The organism is Catonella sp. (assembly GCF_057250765.1).
Genome location: NZ_DBHIEC010000010.1, coordinates 47,506 through 70,084, shown reverse-complemented (window position 1 = coordinate 70,084; position 22,579 = coordinate 47,506). Strand labels below are relative to the sequence as shown.

Here is a 22,579-nt window from a genome sequence, read left to right as displayed (position 1 = left end):
GGAAGGAGGTTAGATAAATGACAACAAGTGATCCAATTGCTGATATGCTTACAAGAATCCGTAATGCAAATACGGCTAAACACGATGAGGTTGATGTACCTGCTTCCAATATGAAGGTATCAATCGCAGAGATCCTCTTAAGAGAGGGTTATATAAAGAGTTTTGCTATCAATGAGGTTAATGGCTTCAAGAATATCCACATCGAGCTTAAGTACGGTAAGGATAAGAATGAAAAGGTTATTAACGGATTAAAGAGAATCTCAAAGCCTGGTTATAGAGTATATGCTAACTGTGCAGACCTTCCAAAGGTTCTTGGTGGTCTCGGAGTTGCTATCGTATCTACTAACAAGGGTGTTATCACTGACAAAGAGGCTAGAAGCTTCGGAGTTGGTGGAGAAGTTCTTGCATTTGTTTGGTAATTAGTATCTGATAACAAGCAGAATAATCTGCAAAAAAATAAAAATGGAGGTGCGGGCATGTCACGTATAGGAAGAATGCCTATCGCAGTACCGGCAGGAGTTACTGTTGATATTGCAGAAAATAATAAAGTGACTGTAAAAGGTCCTAAGGGAACACTTGAGAGAGTGCTTCCTAAAGAAATGATAATCAAGCTTGAAAATGGTGAGATTGTTGTTACAAGACCTAATGAATTGAAGAAGATGAAATCTCTTCATGGACTTACAAGAACACTTATTAATAACATGGTTGTTGGTGTAACTGAGGGTTATACCAAGACACTTGAAGTAAACGGTGTAGGTTACAGAGTTTCTAAAGCAGGAAAAGAGCTTACCCTTAACTTAGGATATTCTCATCCGGTAGTTATGACCGATCCTGAGGGAGTTGAGTCAACAGTTGAAGGTACTAACAAGATTCTTGTTAAAGGTATTGACAAGGAGAAGGTTGGACAGTACGCAGCTGAGATTAGAGAGAAGAGAATGCCAGAGCCATATAAGGGCAAGGGTATTAAGTATGATTATGAAGTTATCAGACGTAAGGTTGGTAAGACCGGTAAAAAATAATTAAAGGAGTGAAAAAGAATGGTTCGTAAAGCATCAAGAAGCGCTATTCGCGAAAAGAAACATAGAAGAATGCGTGCACACCTTTCAGGTACAGCTGCAAGACCTCGTCTCGCTGTATTTAGAAGTAATAGCCATATGTACGCACAGATCATTGACGACCAGGCTGGAGCTACTTTAGTTGCTGCATCCACACTTGAAAAGGATGTTAAGTCCGGTCTTGAGCATACCAATGATGTAGCTGCTGCTTCTGCAGTAGGTACCGCTATAGCTAAAAAGGCACTTGAAAAGGGAATTAAGGAAGTCGTTTTCGATAGAGGTGGTTTCATTTATCAGGGTAAAGTACAGGCACTCGCTGACGCTGCTAGAGAAGCAGGTCTTCAATTCTAAGAGAAGGAGGAATAAACATGAATCGTTCAGTAGATAATAATACTGAGAACAATGAGCTTTTTGACAAAGTAGTTGCCATCAAGCGCGTTGTCAAGGTTGTAAAGGGCGGACGCAACATGAGATTCTCAGCTCTCGTAGTTGTAGGAGACAAGAACGGCAGAGTTGGTGCAGGTCTTGGAAAGGCTGCTGAAATCCCTGAAGCTATCCGTAAGGGTAAAGAAGACGCTATTAAGAATATGGTTTCACTTCCAATTGATGAAAACGGAAGTGTACCTCATGATTTTGTTGGTAAGTTTGGAAGTGCAGAGGTTCTTCTTAAGAAAGCCCCTGATGGTACCGGAGTAATCGCCGGTGGTCCTGCTCGTAACGTACTTGAGCTTGCAGGTTACAGGAACATCAGAACTAAGTCTCTTGGTTCAAACAATAAGCAGAATGTTGTACTTGCAACAATCAACGGTTTATCAAAGCTTAAGACTCCTGAAGAATTTGCTAGACTTCGTGGCATTTCCGTATCTGATCTGTAAATGCTAAGATATAATAGTAAATAAAACATAGGAGGATAATAAAATGGCTGATAAATTAAAAGTAACATTGGTTAAGTCTGTTATCGGACGTATACCAAAGCACAGGAAGACAGTTGAAGCTCTTGGTCTTAAGAAAACAGGCCGTAGCAACACCCTTCCTAACAATGAGGCAACAAGAGGAATGATTAAGCAGGTTGAGTATCTGCTTAAGGTAGAAGAAATCTAAAGAAGGGGAGGTGTGAACATGAATTTAACAGACTTACAGCCAATAGCAGGCTCTCGTCAGAGTAATAATTTCAGAAGAGGCCGTGGTCATGCTTCTGGAAATGGTAAGACTGCCGGTAAGGGACATAAGGGACAGAAGGCTCGTTCAGGAGCTCCAAGACCGGGATTCGAGGGTGGTCAGATGCCACTTTACAGGAGAATTCCTAAGAGAGGTTTCCACAACAGAAATTCTAAGGAAATTGTAGCTATCAATGTATCTGAGCTTAACCTCTTCGAAGATGGAACTGAAGTAACAATTCAGGCTCTCCTTGATGCAGGTGTAATCAAAAAGGTATGCGACGGCGTAAAGATTCTTGGAAACGGAGAACTTACAAAGAAGCTTACAGTTAAAGTAAACGCTTACAGTGCTTCGGCAGAAGAAAAGATTAAAAATCTTGGCGGGATTGCTGAGGTGATCTAATGATAAAAGCGATTCGTAATGCTCTTAAGGTAAAAGATATAAGAGAGAGAATTTTATTCACTCTCTTGTGTCTTGCAGTAGTCAGACTTGGATCACAGCTTCCTATTCCGGGAATTGACCGTAGCAGGATATCTGAGTTCTTGAACCAGATTACACAGCTTTCATTTCTGAATGCCATTACCGGTGGGTCATTTGAACAGTTATCAATATTTGCACTTAGTATTACACCATATATCACATCTTCCATCATTATGCAGCTCCTCACAATAGCCATTCCAAGGCTTGAGGAGATACAGAAAGAGGGAGAAGAAGGCAGAAAGAAGATTGGTGCTGCTACACGTTATGTAACAGTTGCGCTTGCTCTTATTGAGAGTATAGCTATGGCAATCGGATTTGGCCGTTCAGGATATTTGGAGAACTACTCTGTGCTTTCAGTTGTAGTAATTACTCTTACTCTTACTGCAGGATCTGCCTTCCTTATGTGGATAGGTGAAAAGATTACTGACAAGGGAGTTGGTAATGGTATATCAATCATCCTTCTTGTAAACATAGTTTCAAGAATGCCTTCAGACATCATAAATCTTTTTAAGACTTATGTTGTAGGCGGAACTACTGTTATCAATAAGGTTATAGCAGCAATACTCATCGTAGCAATAATTGTTGCACTTACTGTTTATATAATTGTATTAAATGATGCAATTAGAAAGATTCCTGTGCAGTACGCACAGAAGCTTCAGGGAAGAAGACTTGTAGGTGGTTCAGGATCAAACATACCACTTAAGGTAAATACCGGCGGTGTTATGCCTATCATCTTTGCAAGTTCAATCCTCCAGACACCTATTATTATCTGCAGATTCCTTGGAATACAGCCAAAGAGTGGTGCAGGTGCGACCTTAGGGGAGAAGATCTTAAAGGTATTGAACCAGCAGGCTTGGTGTAACTTCAGCAGCTGGGGAGAGGCAAAGTACACATTGGGACTTATACTCTATGTGGTTATGATTATATTCTTTGCTTACTTCTATACCTCAATAACCTTCAATCCGCTTGAGATTGCAAACAACATGAAGAAGTCGGGTGGATTTATACCGGGTATCAGACCTGGCCGTCCTACTAGTGATTTCCTCACAAAGGTACTTAACAGCATCATATTTATCGGAGCTTGCGGCCTTACAGTTGCAGCACTCATTCCGATTATATGTTCAGGAGTATTTGGGGCAGATGTATCGTTTGGTGGAACATCCCTCATCATCGTTGTAGGTGTTATACTTGAAACAATGAAGCAGATTGAGTCAATGATGCTTGAGAGACATTACAAAGGTTTCTTAAATGATTAAGAGTTACATTTAATATCGAGCTGTAGCAGGTTATGACAGATGAATGTTATAGTCCGGCTACAGCTTTTATTTTAATAGGTAATTCCTCCGGAATTCCCTATTAAATAATAACTTGAGGAGGTCTATATGAAAATTGTTATGCTTGGTGCTCCTGGGGCGGGCAAAGGTACACAGGCAATTAAAATTGCTGAAAAATACGGTCTTCCACATATCTCAACCGGCGATATCTTTAGATATAATATTAAAAACAATACAGAGCTTGGTCTGAAGGCTAAGGAATACATCGATAAGGGGCAGCTTGTGCCTGATGAACTTACGGTAAGTATCCTTTTAGACAGGGTATCAAAAGATGACTGTGCTAAGGGTTATATCCTGGACGGTTATCCAAGAACCATTCCCCAGGCTGAAGTACTTGAAGAGGCTCTTAAGAAATTAGGTGAGAAAATTGACTACGCTGTCAATGTAGTTGTTCCTGATGAAAAGATAATTGAGAGAATGTCTGGAAGAAGGACCTGTCCGAACTGTGGTGAAACCTATCATCTTGTGTACAATAACACAAAGAAAGATGGTGTTTGCGATAAGTGTAGCGGGGATCTCATTCAGCGCCCTGATGATATGCCTGAGACAGTAAAGAAGCGTCTTGAGGTATATCATACTCAGACAAAACCACTCGAAGAGTTCTATCAGAGCAGAAATGTATACAAAGAAGTTGACGGCACAAAGGACATGAAGGAAGTCTTTGAGGACATTTGTAAGATTTTAGGCTGATTAAAAGGCTGAGGGAGAGACTATGGCAGTGGGAATAAAGGATGAGAATGCTATTTCTTTGATGAGAGAGGCCGGTAAGCGGTTGGCTTTTGTGCTTTCGGAGCTTGAAGCCTATGTTAAGCCGGGACTTTCAACTTATGAAATAGACCAAAAAGGTGAAGAACTGATTCGTGGATGTGATGGTATTCCTTCTTTTCTTGGTTATAATGGTTTTCCTGCTTCTATTTGTGTATCCGTTAACGATCAGGTTGTACACGGTATTCCTGCTAAAGAGCATTACATTGATGAAGGTGACATAGTAAGTCTTGATGCAGGCCTTATCTATAAGGGTTTTCATGCAGACGCAGCAAGGACTGTACCTGTAGGTAAGGTTATTCCTGAGCTTAAGGACCTTATTGAAGTTACTAAACAGAGCTTTTTTGAGGGAATAAAGAAGGCTGTACCCGGTAACCACATAAATTATATATCTATAGCAGTGCAGTCTTATGTTGAAAGTCATGGCTATTCGGTCGTAAGAGCCCTTGCAGGACATGGAATTGGGCAGAACCTGCACGAAGCACCTGATATATTTAATTTTAGGCAGAAAAAGCAGGGAATTAAGATTGAAAAGAACATGACCTTTGCTATCGAGCCCATGGTAAATATGGGAGGCTACGAGGTAGAATGGGGAGAGGATGATTGGACTGTATATACTGCGGACTATTCATTTTCAGCCCATTACGAGAATACGATTTTAATAACTGACGGTGAACCGGAGATATTAACTTTGTAGAGGTAAGCTATGGATTTTCATAAGAAGCCTGCTCATATAGAGTATACAAATGTACTTAAAGATGTAGATAAAAGAAAATAATAAAGAATGAGAGTATTGCTCTTGCAATAAGGCTCTACAAGAAAATGGTGACAGACACCGGAAAGGAGACAAATGTCTAAAGCAGATGTACTTGAGATAGAGGGAACAGTTATAGAGAAGCTCCCAAATGCAATGTTTCAGGTTGAACTTGAAAATGGACATAAGGTACTTGCACACATCAGCGGTAAGCTCAGAATGAACTTTATTCGTATCTTACCGGGTGATAAGGTAACTCTTGAAATGTCCCCTTATGATTTAACTAAGGGAAGAATTATCTGGAGAGATAAATAAACTGCAGGTATAAGACAGGGGCTTGGCTTCTGTCTTTTTTTTGTGAAAGATTAGCTTGCACAAAAAACAAAATTATACCACCATGTACTGTTCTTTCAGTCATATGATGTGGGTGTCAAAAGTATTTGACACCCATTGATACAGGATTGCTACAGCGCAGCTTTAGCAATCCTTGCAAAAATATTCGTAATCCGCTCATTTTTTTGCAAAAAATGGCTACTTACTCATATTTTTTGCGTGTCAAAAGATAATAAATTCTCTTGCAAGCAAGCTTGCATCGAATTTTTATACTTTTGACACTTGTATCGTTATATATTATTTGTAAAAAAATCAGGGATGAAATTTACTTGTAGTTTCCTCTAAAAATCAATTTTACAGTCTTTAAAAGTTCATAACAATGTGGTATAATAACTTAGCGTTGTGCAAAGAGAAATAATTAAAGTAAGGAGAGCAGGATATGAAACATATTAAAAGCTTAACTACAAGGAATCTTAAGGAGTCTATGAAGAAGGGTGGCTGCGGAGAGTGCAAGACTTCTTGCCAGTCAGCTTGCAAGACTTCATGTACTGTTGGTAACCAGAGCTGTGAGGCTAGGTAATACCAATTCCTGCATTTACTAAAAAGTCAAAGTTTAAGCAGCGGCTTTAGTCGCTGCTTATCTTTCGTAGAAAGGAACCAAACACTTGATTCACCAGTTTCAAAGTAACGGATATAACATAGTTTTAGATGTAAACAGTGGCTCAGTACACGTAGTAGATGAGGCTGCTTATGATTGTATAGCCTTATACAATGAAAAAGTAATAGAAGGACAGGAGAGTGAGGATGCTGCTCTTTCTGAGATAAAGGGCATCATACTTGAGAAATATAAGGAAGTACCTGTAACAGAAGAAGACTTTAATGAGATTATATCAGAGATTAAAGAATTACAGGAAGATGGACAGCTTTTCACAGAGGATATATACGAGAAATACGTTAAAGATTTCAAACATAGAAATACAGTGGTAAAGGCACTTTGCCTGAACATAGCCCATGACTGCAACCTTGCCTGTCGTTACTGCTTTGCGGGAGAAGGAGAATATCAGGGCGACAGGGGAATGATGAGCTATGAGGTTGGAAAGGCAGCCTTTGACTTCCTCATCAAGAACTCAGGACACAGAAAGAACCTCGAAGTAGACTTCTTCGGCGGTGAGCCTCTTATGAACTGGGATACAGTCAAGAAGCTTGTTGCCTATGGACGAGAGCTTGAGAAGATTCACGATAAGAACTTCCGTTTCACACTTACTACCAACGGAGTCCTCTTAAATGATGAGATTATTGATTTCTGCAACAAAGAGATGACAAATGTTGTCCTCAGTATAGACGGACGTAAATGCGTACATGACTATATGAGGCCTACAAGAGGAGGAAACAGAAGCAGTTACGATATTATTCTTCCAAAGCTTAAAGCTTTTGCAGCAAAGCGCGGCAATAAAGAATACTACGTAAGAGGTACTTATACAGCTAAGAACCTTGATTTTGCGGCTGACGTACTTCATCTTGCAGATGAAGGCTTCAAGGAAATATCGCTTGAGCCTGTGGTTTCACTTCCTACTGAGCCTTATGCGATAAAGGAAGAGGATATTCCTTATCTTAAAGAACAATATGATATGCTTGCAAAAGAATACATCAAGAGAAGAAGAGAAGGAAATGGCTTTACCTTCTTCCACTTTATGATAGACCTTGCCGGAGGACCTTGTGTAGCTAAGCGTCTTTCAGGCTGTGGCTCAGGTACAGAGTACGTTGCTATCACACCTTGGGGCGACATCTATCCTTGCCATCAGTTTGTAGGTGAGGAAGGCTTCGTTATAGGCAATGTATATGACGGCATCACAGCGACTGAGCTTCAGGAAGGCTTTAAGCACCAGAACGTATATGAAAAGCCTAAGTGTAGAGACTGCTTTGCAAGATACTACTGTAGTGGAGGCTGTGCGGCTAACTCATATAAGTTTAGCGGCAACATTGATGATGTGTATGAGATAGGCTGTGAGCTCCAGAGAAAGCGTATCGAATGTGCCATCATGATTAAGGTGGCTGAGGAGACAGACAAAGAGGAAGTCTGTCAGAATTAGTGAAATTATATTGATTTCTGGGAGAGTTTCTCCTGAAAAATAAAGAAATAAAAAAGAAAGGTGAATTTACAATGAATAGCAAGAAACGCGGCATAGTCAAGCTATTTAGCTATATCGTGGTGATAGCGCTTTTGGCGGCTGTTGCACTCGGTGCATTTGGCAATAAGGTGGGCAGTGCAAGGGGAATTAAGAGAGGACTTGACCTTGCAGGTGGAGTTAGTATTACTTATGAGACAGTAAAGTCTAAGCCTACAGCTACGGAAATGGCTGATACCATTGAAAAAATGAGACTCCGTGCAGAGATCTTTAGTACAGAGTCTGAGGTTTATCAGGAAGGCTTAAACAGAGTAGTAGTTGATATTCCGGATGTTAAAGATGCAGATGCTGTACTTAAACAGCTCGGTTCAGCCGGCTCTATCCAGTTTATTCCTGTTGAAGGTAATATTACAAGACAGGCAGATGGAACTTATAAGTTAAATAAGTCCATTGAAGAGCTTGCAAAAGAGAAGAAAATATCCGTAGACGGTGCTGATGTATCTACAGCTAAGGCTCAGTCTATAAAAGGTGATGCAGGAGTAGGTGTTCAGTACATAGTTGAGCTTGAACTAAATGCCAAGGGAGCAAATAAGTTTGCCAAGGCTACACAGGACAATCTCGGCAAGCAGATAGCTATTGTATACGATGGCAATGTAATATCTGCCCCTGTTGTACAGAATGTAATTTCAGACGGTAAGGCTCAGATATCCGGTCAGGACTCTATGGAAGAAGCTGAGAGACTTGCTTCTATCATTAGAGTAGGTGCCCTTCCTCTTGAGCTTAAAGAAGTTCGTTCAAGCGTGGTAGGTGCCAAGCTTGGTGACACAGCACTTGAAACCTCACTTTTAGCCGGTCTTATTGGTTTTATCATAGTATTCCTCTTTATGATAGTCATGTATAAGATTCCGGGACTTGCTTCAAGCTTAGCCCTCATCGCCTATGTGGTAATCGAGCTTGTACTCTTACAGCTATTACAGATTACACTTACCCTTCCGGGTATTGCGGGTATCGTGCTGTCCATCGGTATGGCGGTAGATGCAAACGTTATTATATTTACCCGTATCAAGGAAGAGATTGGTCTTGGCAAGTCAGTTCGTACTGCTATCGGAAATGGTTTTAATAAGGCTCTTTCAGCCATCATTGACGGTAATGTAACTACAATTATTGCAGCCATAGTGCTTGGTATCTTTGGTACAGGTACAATCAAAGGCTTTGCATACACACTTGCTCTCGGTATTATCATTTCCATGTTTACCGCTCTTTTCATAACCAAATTCCTGCTTTATTCATTCTATGATATGGGATTTGATTCAGAGAAGAGTTATGGAACTAAGGTTGATAAGGAGAACATGCCATTCCTTAAGTTTGCTCCTAAGGCATATGTTCTTTCACTTGTAGTTATCGGTATTGGTATTGCTACTATGGCGGTAAATGCAGCCTCAGGCAAAGGAGCATTTGACTATGCCCTTGAGTTCTCAGGCGGTACATCTACAGAAGTGGTATTTAATAATGGTAAGGTTCCGGGAAATGATGAAATCAGAAACTTTGTAAACGGGGTTATTCCTTCATCAAATGCGGACGTAACACAGATAGTTGGTGAGGATGCCGTAGTTATCAAGACCAAGTCACTTACTGAAGAGGAGAGAACAAAGCTTCGTGAGGCCTTTGTTGATAAATACAAGGTATCTAAGGATGATATCAACAACGAGAACATCTCTGGTGCAGTAAGTGGTGAGATGAAGACTTCAGCTCTTATGGCAGTTATTGCAGCTACAATCTGTATGCTTATTTACATCATTATCAGATTTAGAAACGTTGCCTTTGGTGCAAGTGCCGTATTAGCTCTTATACACGATGTTCTTGTGGTAGCTACACTTTACGCTCTTACAAGAATGAACGTAGGTAATACCTTCATTGCCTGCATGCTCACCATAGTTGGTTACTCTATCAATGCAACCATCATTATCTTCGACCGTATCAGAGAGAATCTTGCCGAGAAGAGACGTGGTGATACAGTTGCTCTGGTAGTTGACAAATCCATTACACAGACATTCTCAAGAAGTATCAATACCACAGTTACCACACTTATCATGGTTGTTGTACTCTTTATTATGGGTGTTAGCTCAGTAAGAGAGTTCTCACTTCCTATTATCGTGGGACTTATCTGCGGTGCCTATTCATCTATCTGTATTACAGGTACATTATGGTATCTCTTTGTTAAGAAGAAGCTTGAGAAATAAAACAATAATGACATAGACTTATAATCAAGTGGTGCGGCTTTCTGTCTGCACCACTTTTTAAGATAGGAGGGAAATATTCTATGGGTTATGCCTGCGAGGACTGTAATAACTACGTTTATGATGAAGATGAAGAAGCCTACATCTGTGTCCAGGATATGGACGAGGACGATTTTTATAAGGTAATGTCGAGTAAATTTAGGGACTGTCCTTACTACAGGTCAGGTGACGAGTATAAGGTGGTCAGACACCAGATGTAAGGGGATAATGTCAGGGTTTACAATTGTAAAATTGAGGCTTTTGTGTTAGACTAAATGAATAGATGACGCTTATATCTAAGCTTAGATATAGGTATTACATATAACGTACAGTCTTGGGGGATGATATGAGACAGAAAAGAGTTTTACTCGCTGAAGATATTTCTTGTTATGGAAAGTGCTCTACAACTGTAGCCCTTCCCATACTTTCAGTTGCAGGATTTGAAGTAAACCTGCTTCCTACAGCCATATTTTCAGCGCATACAGGTATTAGTACAGATATTGCATTTTTGGATTTTTCGGGAGGAATGAAGGGTATAATAGACTCCTGGGAGACTATGGATATAAGCTATGATGCAGTTCTAATTGGCTATTCGTTTGGAAAAAGGCAGCTTGAGATTCTTACCAAGTTTTTGGAAAAGAAAAAGCCTAAGATTGTAATATTAGATCCTGCTATGGCTGAGAATGGAAAGTTATATAGCAAGCTTCCTGAGGACTATCCTGTAGCCATGAAAGAGTTAATTAAGCATTGTGATTATCTTACTCCCAATATAACCGAAGCCTTTATGTTGGCGGAGAAGCCTTACCACGAAGGACCTTATGATAGAACCGATATAGTGGAGATATTACTTAGAATATATGGAACCTACCGTAAAAAGGTCATAATTACAGGTATTGAGGCAAAGGATAATAAGCTGATGGTAATGGCTATAGATGACTGTGGTGATATCTATACATACGAGACTGACAAGGTTAGCAAGAATTATAGCGGAGCAGGTGATGTCTACGCTGCACTTTTACTTGACGGACTTCTTAAGGATAGAGGCTTTGAAACATCTGTGAAAGAGGCAATGGAGCTTACCAGCAGGGCCGTAATGCTTAGTCAGGCGGGAAACTATGAAGAGCTATATTTTGAAGGCATACTGAAAGATATATAAAGGAGACGGCTTATGGAGAACTTACAGAGAATAGTTATGCTTATTGATGCTGACAACACACAGATAGGTAAGCTTGAAGATGTAATTGGGGAAATATCCACACATGGAAGAATAGTGGTGAAGAGAGCTTATGGCAACTGGCGCAAAGACATACTTAAGAACTGGGAAAAAGAGCTTAAGAGACTTGCTATAAAGCCCGAGCAGCAGTTTGACTATGTAAACGGTAAAAACGCCACAGATATGGCTCTTGTAATAGATACGATGAATCTCTTACATAAGGGCATATATGACGGCTTTGTTATAGTTGCAAGTGACAGCGACTATACACCTCTTGCTATCAATCTCCACGAATCCGGAGTATACGTTATAGGGGTGGGTGAGAAGAAGACACCGGAGGCCTTTAGAAATAGCTGTGATGAGTTTATTTTCCTTGAGAACCTGGGAAGGACAAATGAACTTAAACTCCCTATTCCTAAAGAAGATGATGAGGAAGAAGATTACTATGAGACCGGAGAAGATGATGATATCGAGAAGATACACAATCTCTTAAAGATAGCCTGGGATAAGTATCAGGATGATGAGGGCTATGTAAATGTAAGCTCTGCCGGACAGTTTATAAAGCGTGTACGTCCTGACTTTGATGTGCGTACCTTCGGATTTATAAAGCTTCCTAAGCTCTTAGAAGCCTTTCCTGACAGATACGAGATAACTAAATATCAGGGTAAGGGTACGGTTATGATTATAGCTTACAGATGTAAGTAGACCAGATGGGAAATATGTGAGCCAAACTTTTGCATTTCACAGGTTAAGAACCGGGCAGAATATAATTTTTTGGAGGAAGGGCATGTATAGGAATTTCTTTAAGAGGATGTTGGACTTTATCTTATCCCTAATGGCTATTGTTCTCCTATTTCCCATACTTGTTTTTCTAACCATCACAGGAGCCTTTCTAATGGGAGGCAATCCTTTTTTTACACAAGAGAGGCCGGGAAAAGACGGCAAGATATTTAAGTTGGTCAAATTTAGGAGTATGAACAACAAAAGGGATGAGAGAGGAGAGCTGCTTCCCGATGAGAAGAGGCTTACTTATTACGGAAAATTCCTTAGAAATACCTCTTTTGATGAGCTTCCTGAACTAATCAACATACTTAAGGGCGACATGGCAATAGTAGGCCCACGTCCGCTTCTTGTCAGGTATCTTACCAGGTACAGCAAGACCCAGGCAAGAAGGCACGAGGTAAGGCCCGGACTTACAGGACTTGCCCAGGTAAATGGAAGGAATGCCATAAGCTGGGAAGAAAAGTTTAGATATGATGTAGAATATGTGGACAATCTAAGCCTTATGCTTGATATTAAGATTATACTTATGACAGTACTTAAGGTTGTAAAAAGAGACGGAATAAGCAGTGAGAATTCTGCAACTATGGAAGAATTTATGGGACAGCAGGGAAAAGATGAATAATATAAGTTTGAAGAAAAAATTCATAGGCAGCCGAGGTTTTTATACTATGATACTGGCTATAGCGGTGCCTATCATGGTTCAAAATGGTATAACCAACTTTGTCAGCATGATAGACAACATAATGGTTGGGCGTGTCGGAACCAATGAAATGAGCGGAGTAGCCATAGTCAACCAGCTTATTATGGTATTTAATCTCTGTATCTTTGGAGGAGTAGCGGGAGCCGGGATATTCACAGCACAGTTTCACGGGGCAAGGAATACGGAGGGAATCAGATATACCTTCCGTTACAAGATAATAGTAGTAGCTATAATTACAGTTCTAAGCATAGCCATTTTCCTGGGCTTTGGAGAGGAACTAATAAGGCTTTATCTACACGGTGAAAGCGGTGCAGAGGAGGCCATTGCAGGAACTCTTCACAATGCAAAGGTGTATCTTGGCGTTATGCTTATAGGACTTCCTCCTTTTGCCATATCTCAAGCATACGGCGACACACTAAGGTGTTCTGAGGAGACTATAGTACCTATGAAGGCAGGAGTTGTCTCTGTCATCGTCAATCTCTCATTAAACTATGTACTTATCTATGGCAAGCTAGGAGCTCCTGCTCTTGGAGTGGCAGGTGCAGCCATTGCTACTATCATAGCAAGATATGTTGAAATGGCGTATGTGGTCGTATGGACACATACCCACAGTAAGCGCCAGCCATTTATTATTGGTGCATTTAAGAGCTTTAAGATACCGCTTTCCTTGGCGAAAGACATGTTAGCAAAGGGTATGCCTCTTATTCTTAATGAGACCCTTTGGTCGATGGGAGTAGCGGCCCTGCTTCAGAACTATTCAGTCAGGGGGCTTGCCGTGGTTGGAGCTCTTAATATATCACAGATTATATCCAACCTTTTCAATGTAGGCATAATCGCAATGGGTAACGCAATCTCCATAATATTAGGCAGGAGACTAGGTGCAGGAGAGATGGAAGAAGCAAAGGAATATTCAGTCAAGCTGATATTTTTCACCGAAATCATCTGTATATGTACCTCGACCCTCTTATTGTTACTTGCACCTTTTTTCCCAATGATATACAATACTACTGACGAGATTAAGGAGCTTGCTACATCATTTATCAGAGTTGCAGCGGCCTGTATGCCTATATATGCATTTGAAACCTGCTGTTATTTCACGATACGTTCGGGAGGCAAGACTCTTATTACGTTTTTGTTTGACAGTGTATTTATGTGTGTAGTATCTGTGCCTGTAGCCTATGTATTGGTACATTTTACACCACTTTACATTGTTGTGGTATTCCTTTGTGTACAGCTTGTAAGCCTTATCAAATGCGTGATTGGCTTTGTTATGGTAAAAAAGGGTATCTGGTTAAATAAACTAGCTTATTAAGATGGAGGAAGAATAATATGAAACTGATAATAATACTTGTGTTTATTATAGTTGCACTGGTAAAATACGCAAATAAAAATAATGCAAACAAGAATATCGGAAATCAGAGTGGAGCTAATGTTACACCTAAGAATGATAACACTTACTATACAGCCACACAGGGAAACAGTCAAAAATCAGCCAAGGCATTTAAGGAAATCAGCACCTATCAGACAAGCCAGATGGTAAATGAGCCTGTAGTAAACAGAGATGCTACGGTTGATGTAATTAACGAGTTTACTAAGTCTTATGAGAATAAAAAGGCTCAAAATGAAGCTAAAAAGCCTAAGCCTGCAAAGGAAGCTGTCGTAAATAAACCTTCTGCTTCTTCTCCTTTTGCCGCTTCTAAGCCTGTAAGAGTCGAGAAAGAAAACAAAGATAGGAGCTATGGATGGGGTGTATTTGATGATTTTGCAGCCTCCGATGCACTTTATCTGGCGAGAAAAGATGTGGAGCTAAGGAATTTGGAAAAGGTTTCATAACTATATAGTAAACGCAGAGTATACAAGAGACCGAAAGGCTTACCCTTCGGTCTCTCGTACGTAGGAAGACAATATGAGTATATATAATGAACTTAAAAATCATAGCGGAAGTGACTTTTACCCCTTTCATATGCCGGGGCATAAGAGAAATACTAAGCTTATAAAAAGATATGGACTTTGGGATGAATGCCTTACTCCCTATGATATCGACATCACGGAAATAGATAACTTCGACAATCTTCATAACCCTAAAGGGATAATAAAGGAGGCAGAGAGGCTGGCTGCAAGGCTATATGGTGCTAAGGAGAGCATATACTCTGTAAATGGAAGCACAGGAGCCATAATAGCTGTGCTTGGCATCATACACAAAGGAGAAGCAGTACTTATGGCTAGAAACTGCCACAAGTCCGTCTATCACGGAGTTGAACTCTATGGACTTGTTCCTCATTACCTTGAAGGAGAGACAGACAGCCTTGGTATATATCAAAGCATAAGCCCGAAGGAAGTGGAGGAGGCCCTTAGAACATCTGCCTTACATTGTGAAGATTTAGACAAGGACGAAAATACAGAAAGCAAAGATAATTCAGGAATCAAGCTGGTAGTAATTACTTCTCCAACCTATGAAGGAGTGGTCTCTGACATAGCGGATATAGCAGATATATGCCACAGATATGGTGCCTTTCTCCTTGTGGATGAGGCTCACGGAGCTCACTTTGGATTTGATGACTACTTTCCTGCATCTGCTGTAAGCCTTGGGGCAGACTTTGTAGTCCAAAGCCTTCATAAAACCCTGCCGTCCTATACTCAGACTGCTGTACTTCACATTTGTACCGGCAAAGACAAGGTTATAAATAAAATACGAAGACAGTTTAACCTGCTTGAAACCTCAAGCCCTTCCTACATTTTTCTTGCAGGCATGGAAGGCTCACTAAATCTAATTAAAGACCATGGAAGAGAATTATTTGATGAATACAAAAAAAGGCTTATAAGCTTTAGAGAGGGTGTAGCTACACTTAAGAATATAAGGATTTACGCGCCTTTAAATGCCTTTAACTATGACTATGGTAAGCTTGTCATAACCGCAGGGGATAATCTAGGCTCTAAACTTTACCGATATCTATATGATAACCATCATCTTGTTATGGAAATGAAGTCAAAGGATTATGTGATTGCCATGACAAGTATATTCGACACTGATGAAGGGTTTTACAGATTATTAAAGGCACTTAAAGAACTTGACAGGGATGAAACATTCTTTACACTTGATAATAAAGCAAATTTTGATTATACTTTAATGGACAGAAGATGGGGGACTTTGCCTGAAAGAAAATACATTCCTTTTGAAGCTGTAAGATTAGCCGATATCTACGGCAAGTACAAGGTGTCTCTTGAGAAGTCACGAGGCTTAACTTCAGCAGACTATGTATATTTCTATCCGCCGGGGATTCCACTTTTGGTGCCTGGTGAAGTGATTGAAGAAAATGTTATTCGACATATAAAGGCTGCAAGGCTTGCCGGTATAGAGGTGTATGGAGGAATAGACGGAAATGGGATATTTGTATGTGCTGATGGGCAAGAGTGCAACAGGTAAGGACAGTATATATCGAAGACTCTTGGGAGATGTGGGGCTTGGTTTAAGAAAGTTTGTTATCTACACTACAAGGCCTATGCGTATAAGGGAAGTAAATGGATTAGAGTACAACTTTGTGACTGAGGCCGAACTTGAAGTGCTTAGAAAAGAAGGAAAGGTTATAGAGGAGCGTTGCTTTAACACTATAGACGGACCTTGGTACTACTTTACAGTGAATGACGGCAGTATGGACCTCTCTAAGGCTGACTATATATGCATCAATACCTTGGCAGGCTATAATCAGGTAAAAAGCTATTTCGGAGAGGATAAGGTTAGGCCGATTTACATAGAGGTTTCTGACGTTGAACTTATAAAAAGAGCCATAAGGCGTGAAGAAAAACAAAAACACCCCAATGTAGCCGAGATTTGCAGGAGATTCCTCTCTGATAATGCAGATTTTAGTGAGGAAAATCTCATAAGCTCAGGTATTGATAAAAAATACAGATTTCAAAATAATAATTTGAATATCTGCACGAAGGAAATAACTGCTTTTATAAAGGAAAACTGATATGGATATAAAGATTAATCCACTCACCCTGCCTAAGGCTCCCGAAGTGGAAAAAACAGTCAAACAGGATGACGGGCAATTTAAGTTCACCCTTATAAAGAATATAGAAGATAATTCTTTGGCAGAGAGATTAAATGCAGTAATGAGCTCTATCACCATGGAGGGTAAAAAGCTCAAAAAACACATGGATATAAGGGACATGAAGCATTACAGAGGGCTTATCAAAGAATTCTTAAATGAAGTTCTCTCAAGAAGCCATGAATTTTCAAGGGAGAATTACCTTGACAGGCGTGGAAGACACAGAGTATATGGTATAATAAGAGTAATAGACAAAGAACTTGATGAACTTGCGGAGGAACTTGTAAAAGATGAAAAGGATGCAATAAGCATACTTGGAAAGATTGATGAAATTCAGGGACTTTTGCTTGACATCTTTACCTAGATGGGAGGCGGATATGAATACAAATATTTTGGGCAGGGAAAGCCTTGTAGAATACATAAATAAAGCTGCTTCAAAGGAAGAATTTTCACATGCCTATATCTTTGAGGGTGAGAAAGGAATGGGGAAGCTCTTTATAGCTAAGGAGTTTGCCAAGCTGATACTTTGCGCCGGAAAGGAAACCGAAGAGGAGAGGCAGATTGTCTGCAAACAGGTAGAAAACGGCAACAGCCCTGACATTATCTACATAGAGCCCGACAAGCCTACAGTCATAAGCGTAGAAGAGATACGTACCAAGCTTGTGGGAACAAGCGATATCTTTCCTTATGGCAAATACAAGGTATACATAGTTAAAGAGGCTGAGAAGATGAATGAGCAGGCTCAAAATGCTCTGCTTAAGACTATCGAGGAGCCGCCTGAATATGTTATAATTATTCTGCTCTCAGCCAATAAAGAGAGACTTTTACCTACAATCAGGTCAAGATGTGTGACCCTTGATGTGAAACCCATTGATACAGCAAAGATAAAACAGTATCTGATAGATAATTACAGTATAGTTGACTATGTTGCTGAGACTGCGGCTAAGTTCTCAGCAGGCAATGTTGGCAGGGCAGTAAGATATGCAAGCAGCGAAGACTTCCTTGAGATGAAAGGCGTAGTTGTAAGGATACTAAGGAACCTTGATAAGGACAGCATTGCTGATGAGATAGCTGGAATAATGCACCTTGAAGGCTATAAGAAGGAAATAAAAGACTGCATAGACCTTATGATACTTTGGTTTAGGGATTTGCTTGTGCTAAAGGCTACAGGAGATGCGAACAGGGTGTTGTTTAGAGAAGAATATAAGTACTTAAATGAACAGATAGCAAAGCGTGAATACAACTCAATAGAAAGAGCCATAGAAAGTATGGAAAAGACCAAGAAGCGCTTAGATGCAAATGTAAGGTTTGATACCGCTCTTGAGATTATGTTTATGTATATGAAGGATAAATAGCAGGGAGTCATTTTGCAAGGCTTTCAGTTTAAAAGCCTTACAGGACTTTTAATAAATTTGGATAGAATGGAGAGATATGGTTACAGTAATAGGAGTTAGATTTAAAAGGGCAGGAAAGATATATTTTTTTGACCCTGAAAATCTTGATATAAAGGCGGGGATGCACGTAATTGTTGAGACTGCAAGAGGCATAGAATACGGACTTGTTGCTCTTGGAAGAAAAGAGATAGAGGAGGACAAAATAGTTCAGCCTCTTAAAGAAGTGATTAGGATAGCTACGCCTGAAGATGACGAGATAGACAGAAAAAACAAGGATAAAGAGAAGGAAGCCTTTGATTTATGCCTTGAAAAGATAAAAAAACATGAGCTTGCAATGAAGCTAATAGCCTGCGAATATACCTTTGATAATAACAAAGTTATGTTTTATTTTACAGCTGATGGAAGAATAGACTTCAGAGAGCTGGTAAAGGACCTGGCATATGTATTTAAGACCAGGATAGAGCTTAGACAGATTGGCGTCAGAGATGAAGCCAAGATGAAGGGTGGAATAGGTATATGTGGCAGACCTCTTTGCTGCAGTACCTTCCTATCTGAGTTCATACCTGTATCGATAAAGATGGCAAAGGATCAGAACTTCTCACTCAATCCAAGCAAGATATCAGGAGTTTGTGGAAGGCTTATGTGCTGCCTTAAAAATGAAGAAGCAGCTTATGAATATCTTAACTCCACTCTTCCTGATGTTGGAGACGTTGTGACTACCGCAGACGGAATTAAGGGTGAGGTTAGCTCTGTAAGTGCGCTTAAGCAGCTCGTGAAGCTTATAGTTGAAAATGAAAACGGAGACAAGGAAATAAGGGAATATAAAGCTAGCGAGCTTACATTTAAGCCTAAAAAGAGAAAACGTGACAAAGAAGTCGAATCCTCTGAGATAAAGGCCCTTGAAGCACTGGAAAGAGCTGAAAGTAAGACACGTTTGGACTAAGAAGGATGAATAATGGAATTTGAACTTAAGGACAGAGAAAGACTGGATGACCTTGAGATAAGCGGACTTCATATTATACAATCGCCTGATAAGTTCTGCTTTGGTATGGATGCAGTACTTTTATCAGGCTTTGCTTATGCCAAAAAGGGAAGCAGGGTTATAGACTTGGGTACAGGTACAGCCATCCTCCCTCTTCTTCTGTGGGCAAAGACAGAGGGAGAGCACTTTACGGGACTTGAAATACAGGCTGAAAGTGCAGATATGGCAAGGCGGAGCGTAAAAGGAAATGAGATTAGCAATATAGACATAATAGAAGGCGATATCAAGGCTGTAGAGGATTTATTTAAGAGGGATAGCTTTGATGTGGTTACCTCGAACCCGCCCTATATGATAAGTGAGCACGGAATAGCCAATCCCGATGCGCCTAAGCAGATTGCAAGACACGAGATTCTATGCAACTTAGAGGATGTGGTTAAGGCGGCTTCCTATTTACTTAAGGCTAACGGAAGATTTTTTATGGTGCATAGGCCTTTTAGACTGCCTGAAATATTTGAAAATCTTAGAAAATACAGACTTGAGCCAAAGAGGATGAGGCTTGTACATTCGCAGCTTGACAAAGAGCCCAATATGGTGCTTATAGAGGCTGTAAAATACGGCAATCCAAGACTTACCATAGAGAAGCCCCTTATTGTATATGATGAAAATATGAAGTACAGCGAAGAAATGATTAGGGATTACAGATACTAGAAAGGAAGAGCATGGCCGGAAAGTTATATCTATGTGCCACACCTATTGGCAATCTTGAAGATATTACATTTAGGGTTATAAGAACCCTGAAGGAGGCAGATGTGATAGCTGCCGAGGATACGAGGAATTCTATCAAGCTGCTTAATCATTTTGAAATAAAGACTCCTCTTACCAGCTATCACGAGTTTAACAAATACGACAAGGCCAAAGTCCTTGTAAATAGGATGCTAGAAGGGGAAAATGTAGCCCTTATAACAGATGCAGGTACTCCCGGTATATCAGACCCCGGAGAAGAGCTAGTCAAGCAGTGCTATGAGGCAGGAATAGAGGTGACCTCACTACCTGGTGCCGCTGCCTGTATAACTGCCCTTACTCTGTCAGGGCTTTCTACAAGGCGCTTTGCCTTTGAAGCATTTTTACCAAGTGATAAGAAAGAGAAGGCTGCAATCCTAGAAGAGTTAAAGACAGAGACAAGGACTATTATCATCTATGAAGCCCCTCACAGGCTTAAGAAGACTATAGCTGAGCTTTTTTCTGCACTTGGCAACAGAAGGATGACTGCAGTCAAAGAACTGACCAAGCTTCACGAAAACGTATTTTTAACCAGCTTTGAGGAAGCACTTGCCTATTATGAAGAAAATGAGCCACGTGGGGAATTTGTGCTGGTCATAGAGGGCAAGAAGATAGAAGAATTAAAGAAGGAAAAAGAGGCTTCCTTCAACGAAATGGACATAAACGAGCATATGAAGCTCTATATGGACAAGGGAATGGACAAAAAAGAGGCCATGAAGGCAGTGGCAGTTGACAGGGGCATACCAAAGAGAGAGGTATATAAGATGTTGTTGACATACGTATAGATACGTAGTAATATATAAGTACGGGGAGAATAAAGAATGCCGCTTACAGGTAAAGAAATGTTAAAACTATTAAAAAAACATGGTTGGAAGGTAGAAAGAAAGGAAGGTTCTCATTGTCAGTTGTTTAAGAATGGGAAGAGAATTACAGTTCCAGTACATAGTAATAAAGACTTGAAAAAGGGATTGGAACAGAGAATACTAAAAGATGCAGGTTTATATGGGAGGTTGTGATATGGCTGATAAAAATCTAAATATGGCTTTTCCATTTATATTTCATAAAGAAGATGATGGTGGATATTTTATAGAATGTCCTGATATAGACGGAGTTTATACAGGTATAGATGAAGATGATATTGCCTATGGGATGAGTATGGCAGAAGAAGTACTTGGAATGACACTTGCTGATATGCTTGAAAAAGGTGAAGTCATTCCACAACCAAGCAATATTAAAGAACTAAGCTGTGATGATGGCTTTGTTACGCTGGTAATGGTAGATGTAGAAAAGTACATAAGGGATACGACTCTTGTTAAAAAGACATTAAATATTCCTAAATGGGCCAATGATTTGGGTGTGAGACTTGGTATTAATTTTTCAAAAGCCCTGACTGACACCATCTCGGCAATGGCTGTAACCAAATAAATACCTTAAGTCTGTTTAAAAGAACAACTTACTTAAAGAGAATCCTTATACGGGGTTCTCTTTTGCATGTAATTACAAACAAAATTAAAAAACTTAAAAAATGCCTATATTAGTCACTTCTAACTTATTGAAACTTTTCTTAACAACGGTTATAATATAAAAATCGAATTCGTACTAAAATGGTAGGAATTAAAATCGTTGATTATATATTAGGAGGCATTATGTCAGAATTATTAAAAGTTAAAAATTTATCTGTAGCTATAGATGATACGGAAATCCTTAAGAATATCGACTTTACTATAGGTGCGGGTGAAACCCATGTACTTATGGGACCTAACGGTGCAGGAAAGTCAACACTTGGCTTCACCCTTATGGGCAACCCTGCATACGAGATAAAGAGTGGAGATATAATTCTTGAAGGAGAGAGCATCAAAGAAGACGGTACAGATGTTAGGGCAAAGAAGGGACTCTTCCTTTCGTTTCAGAGCCCTTACGAGGTAGCAGGCATCTCTCTTGAGAGCTTTCTTAGAAATGCAATCAGACAGATTACAGGCAAACCGCTCAAGATTATGCAGTTTAAGAAGGACTTAAAAGAAGCTATGGAAATTTTACAGATGGATGAATCCTACCTTACAAGGGACCTTAATGTAGGCTTTTCAGGTGGTGAGAAGAAAAAGTCTGAGATTTTACAGATGCTCATGCTTCGTCCTAAGCTTGCTATCCTTGATGAGACAGACTCAGGACTTGATGTGGATGCGGTTAGGACAGTCAGCCGTGGTATAGAGGCTTATCAGAAGAATAGAGACGGAGCTCTTTTAATCATTACTCACAGCACCAGAATCTTAGAAGCCTTAAAGGTAGATTATACGCATATACTTGTAAAGGGTAAGCTTGTGGAAACAGGCGATGCTGCCCTTGTAGAAGAGATAAACAATAACGGCTTTGCCCGCTTTGAGAAATTAGGGGAGTAAA

Annotated in this window: 29 protein-coding genes; all 29 read left to right on the top strand. The window is 40.0% G+C overall.

Annotated elements, in window-relative coordinates:
- Positions 1-17 precede the first annotated feature (17 nt).
- The 29 genes from rpsH to sufC all read left to right on the top strand — a co-directional run bounded on the left by rpsH (position 18) and on the right by sufC (position 22,578).
- Positions 18-419, top strand: coding sequence for a 30S ribosomal protein S8 (rpsH, locus tag ACO6HM_RS06850; protein ID WP_208428534.1), 402 nt, complete (start codon positions 18-20; stop codon positions 417-419).
- Between the two features lie 57 nt (positions 420-476).
- On the top strand, positions 477-1,019 hold the full coding sequence (rplF, locus tag ACO6HM_RS06845; RefSeq protein WP_485381268.1) for a 50S ribosomal protein L6: 543 nt from the start codon (positions 477-479) through the stop codon (positions 1,017-1,019).
- Between the two features lie 18 nt (positions 1,020-1,037).
- On the top strand, positions 1,038-1,406 hold the full coding sequence (rplR, locus tag ACO6HM_RS06840; RefSeq protein ID WP_208428536.1) for a 50S ribosomal protein L18: 369 nt from the start codon (positions 1,038-1,040) through the stop codon (positions 1,404-1,406).
- A 17-nt stretch (positions 1,407-1,423) separates the two neighbouring features.
- Complete coding sequence (gene rpsE, locus ACO6HM_RS06835) at positions 1,424-1,930, top strand: 30S ribosomal protein S5 (protein ID WP_485379155.1); 507 nt, start codon at positions 1,424-1,426, stop codon at positions 1,928-1,930.
- A gap of 43 nt (positions 1,931-1,973) precedes the next feature.
- On the top strand, positions 1,974-2,156 hold the full coding sequence (rpmD, locus tag ACO6HM_RS06830; protein WP_208428538.1) for a 50S ribosomal protein L30: 183 nt from the start codon (positions 1,974-1,976) through the stop codon (positions 2,154-2,156).
- 18 nt (positions 2,157-2,174) lie between these two features.
- On the top strand, positions 2,175-2,615 hold the full coding sequence (gene rplO / locus ACO6HM_RS06825; protein ID WP_208428539.1) for a 50S ribosomal protein L15: 441 nt from the start codon (positions 2,175-2,177) through the stop codon (positions 2,613-2,615).
- Complete coding sequence (gene secY, locus ACO6HM_RS06820; protein WP_208428540.1) at positions 2,615-3,949, top strand: preprotein translocase subunit SecY; 1,335 nt, start codon at positions 2,615-2,617, stop codon at positions 3,947-3,949. The genes rplO and secY overlap by 1 nt, the downstream gene beginning before the upstream one ends.
- A gap of 126 nt (positions 3,950-4,075) precedes the next feature.
- Positions 4,076-4,717 carry an adenylate kinase gene (locus ACO6HM_RS06815; protein ID WP_485390365.1) on the top strand — a complete coding sequence of 214 codons (642 nt, stop codon included), beginning with the start codon at positions 4,076-4,078 and terminating at the stop codon, positions 4,715-4,717.
- 22 nt (positions 4,718-4,739) lie between these two features.
- Complete coding sequence (map, locus tag ACO6HM_RS06810; protein WP_485390364.1) at positions 4,740-5,489, top strand: type I methionyl aminopeptidase; 750 nt, start codon at positions 4,740-4,742, stop codon at positions 5,487-5,489.
- Between the two features lie 153 nt (positions 5,490-5,642).
- On the top strand, positions 5,643-5,861 hold the full coding sequence (infA, locus tag ACO6HM_RS06805; RefSeq protein ID WP_023353541.1) for a translation initiation factor IF-1: 219 nt from the start codon (positions 5,643-5,645) through the stop codon (positions 5,859-5,861).
- Between the two features lie 457 nt (positions 5,862-6,318).
- On the top strand, positions 6,319-6,459 hold the full coding sequence (scfA, locus tag ACO6HM_RS06800) for a six-cysteine ranthipeptide SCIFF (protein WP_023353408.1): 141 nt from the start codon (positions 6,319-6,321) through the stop codon (positions 6,457-6,459).
- Positions 6,460-6,544: 85 nt separating this feature from the next.
- Positions 6,545-7,969: a thioether cross-link-forming SCIFF peptide maturase gene (gene scfB, locus ACO6HM_RS06795; protein WP_485390363.1), complete on the top strand. Its 1,425-nt coding sequence runs from the start codon at positions 6,545-6,547 to the stop codon at positions 7,967-7,969.
- 71 nt (positions 7,970-8,040) lie between these two features.
- On the top strand, positions 8,041-10,245 hold the full coding sequence (gene secD / locus ACO6HM_RS06790; RefSeq protein WP_485390362.1) for a protein translocase subunit SecD: 2,205 nt from the start codon (positions 8,041-8,043) through the stop codon (positions 10,243-10,245).
- Positions 10,246-10,325: 80 nt separating this feature from the next.
- Positions 10,326-10,502 (top strand): DUF6472 family protein, encoded by a 177-nt coding sequence (locus tag ACO6HM_RS06785; RefSeq protein WP_208428545.1) that lies wholly within the window; start codon positions 10,326-10,328, stop codon positions 10,500-10,502.
- Positions 10,503-10,627: 125 nt separating this feature from the next.
- Positions 10,628-11,437: a PfkB family carbohydrate kinase gene (locus ACO6HM_RS06780; RefSeq protein WP_485390361.1), complete on the top strand. Its 810-nt coding sequence runs from the start codon at positions 10,628-10,630 to the stop codon at positions 11,435-11,437.
- 12 nt (positions 11,438-11,449) lie between these two features.
- The gene (locus tag ACO6HM_RS06775) at positions 11,450-12,199 is read left to right on the top strand and encodes an NYN domain-containing protein (RefSeq protein ID WP_485374366.1); all 750 of its coding nucleotides are present in this window, start codon (positions 11,450-11,452) and stop codon (positions 12,197-12,199) included.
- A gap of 82 nt (positions 12,200-12,281) precedes the next feature.
- Positions 12,282-12,899: a sugar transferase gene (locus ACO6HM_RS06770; RefSeq protein WP_208428548.1), complete on the top strand. Its 618-nt coding sequence runs from the start codon at positions 12,282-12,284 to the stop codon at positions 12,897-12,899.
- On the top strand, positions 12,892-14,289 hold the full coding sequence (locus ACO6HM_RS06765) for an MATE family efflux transporter (protein WP_485390360.1): 1,398 nt from the start codon (positions 12,892-12,894) through the stop codon (positions 14,287-14,289). The genes ACO6HM_RS06770 and ACO6HM_RS06765 overlap by 8 nt, the downstream gene beginning before the upstream one ends.
- A gap of 17 nt (positions 14,290-14,306) precedes the next feature.
- A complete protein-coding gene (locus tag ACO6HM_RS06760; RefSeq protein WP_208428549.1) occupies positions 14,307-14,810 on the top strand; it encodes a hypothetical protein in 504 nt (167 codons plus the stop codon).
- A 73-nt stretch (positions 14,811-14,883) separates the two neighbouring features.
- Entirely contained in the window at positions 14,884-16,401 is a 1,518-nt protein-coding gene (locus ACO6HM_RS06755; RefSeq protein WP_485390359.1) for an aminotransferase class I/II-fold pyridoxal phosphate-dependent enzyme, read from the top strand.
- The gene (locus tag ACO6HM_RS06750) at positions 16,358-16,948 is read left to right on the top strand and encodes a nucleoside/nucleotide kinase family protein (protein ID WP_485390358.1); all 591 of its coding nucleotides are present in this window, start codon (positions 16,358-16,360) and stop codon (positions 16,946-16,948) included. The genes ACO6HM_RS06755 and ACO6HM_RS06750 overlap by 44 nt, the downstream gene beginning before the upstream one ends.
- A gap of 1 nt (position 16,949) precedes the next feature.
- Positions 16,950-17,390, top strand: a complete 441-nt coding sequence (locus ACO6HM_RS06745) for a YaaR family protein (RefSeq protein WP_208428552.1) — start codon at positions 16,950-16,952, stop codon at positions 17,388-17,390.
- Positions 17,391-17,403: 13 nt separating this feature from the next.
- Positions 17,404-18,381, top strand: a complete 978-nt coding sequence (locus ACO6HM_RS06740; RefSeq protein WP_485390357.1) for a DNA polymerase III subunit — start codon at positions 17,404-17,406, stop codon at positions 18,379-18,381.
- 76 nt (positions 18,382-18,457) lie between these two features.
- Positions 18,458-19,363, top strand: a complete 906-nt coding sequence (locus ACO6HM_RS06735; RefSeq protein WP_485390356.1) for a PSP1 domain-containing protein — start codon at positions 18,458-18,460, stop codon at positions 19,361-19,363.
- A 12-nt stretch (positions 19,364-19,375) separates the two neighbouring features.
- On the top strand, positions 19,376-20,110 hold the full coding sequence (locus ACO6HM_RS06730) for a tRNA1(Val) (adenine(37)-N6)-methyltransferase (RefSeq protein WP_485390355.1): 735 nt from the start codon (positions 19,376-19,378) through the stop codon (positions 20,108-20,110).
- 11 nt (positions 20,111-20,121) lie between these two features.
- Positions 20,122-20,967 (top strand): 16S rRNA (cytidine(1402)-2'-O)-methyltransferase, encoded by an 846-nt coding sequence (gene rsmI / locus ACO6HM_RS06725; protein ID WP_485390354.1) that lies wholly within the window; start codon positions 20,122-20,124, stop codon positions 20,965-20,967.
- Between the two features lie 36 nt (positions 20,968-21,003).
- Positions 21,004-21,198 carry a type II toxin-antitoxin system HicA family toxin gene (locus ACO6HM_RS06720; RefSeq protein WP_485374377.1) on the top strand — a complete coding sequence of 65 codons (195 nt, stop codon included), beginning with the start codon at positions 21,004-21,006 and terminating at the stop codon, positions 21,196-21,198.
- Between the two features lies 1 nt (position 21,199).
- Positions 21,200-21,607 (top strand): type II toxin-antitoxin system HicB family antitoxin, encoded by a 408-nt coding sequence (locus tag ACO6HM_RS06715; protein WP_485374378.1) that lies wholly within the window; start codon positions 21,200-21,202, stop codon positions 21,605-21,607.
- A 221-nt stretch (positions 21,608-21,828) separates the two neighbouring features.
- A complete protein-coding gene (sufC, locus tag ACO6HM_RS06710) occupies positions 21,829-22,578 on the top strand; it encodes a Fe-S cluster assembly ATPase SufC (protein WP_485390353.1) in 750 nt (249 codons plus the stop codon).
- Position 22,579 lies beyond the last annotated feature (1 nt).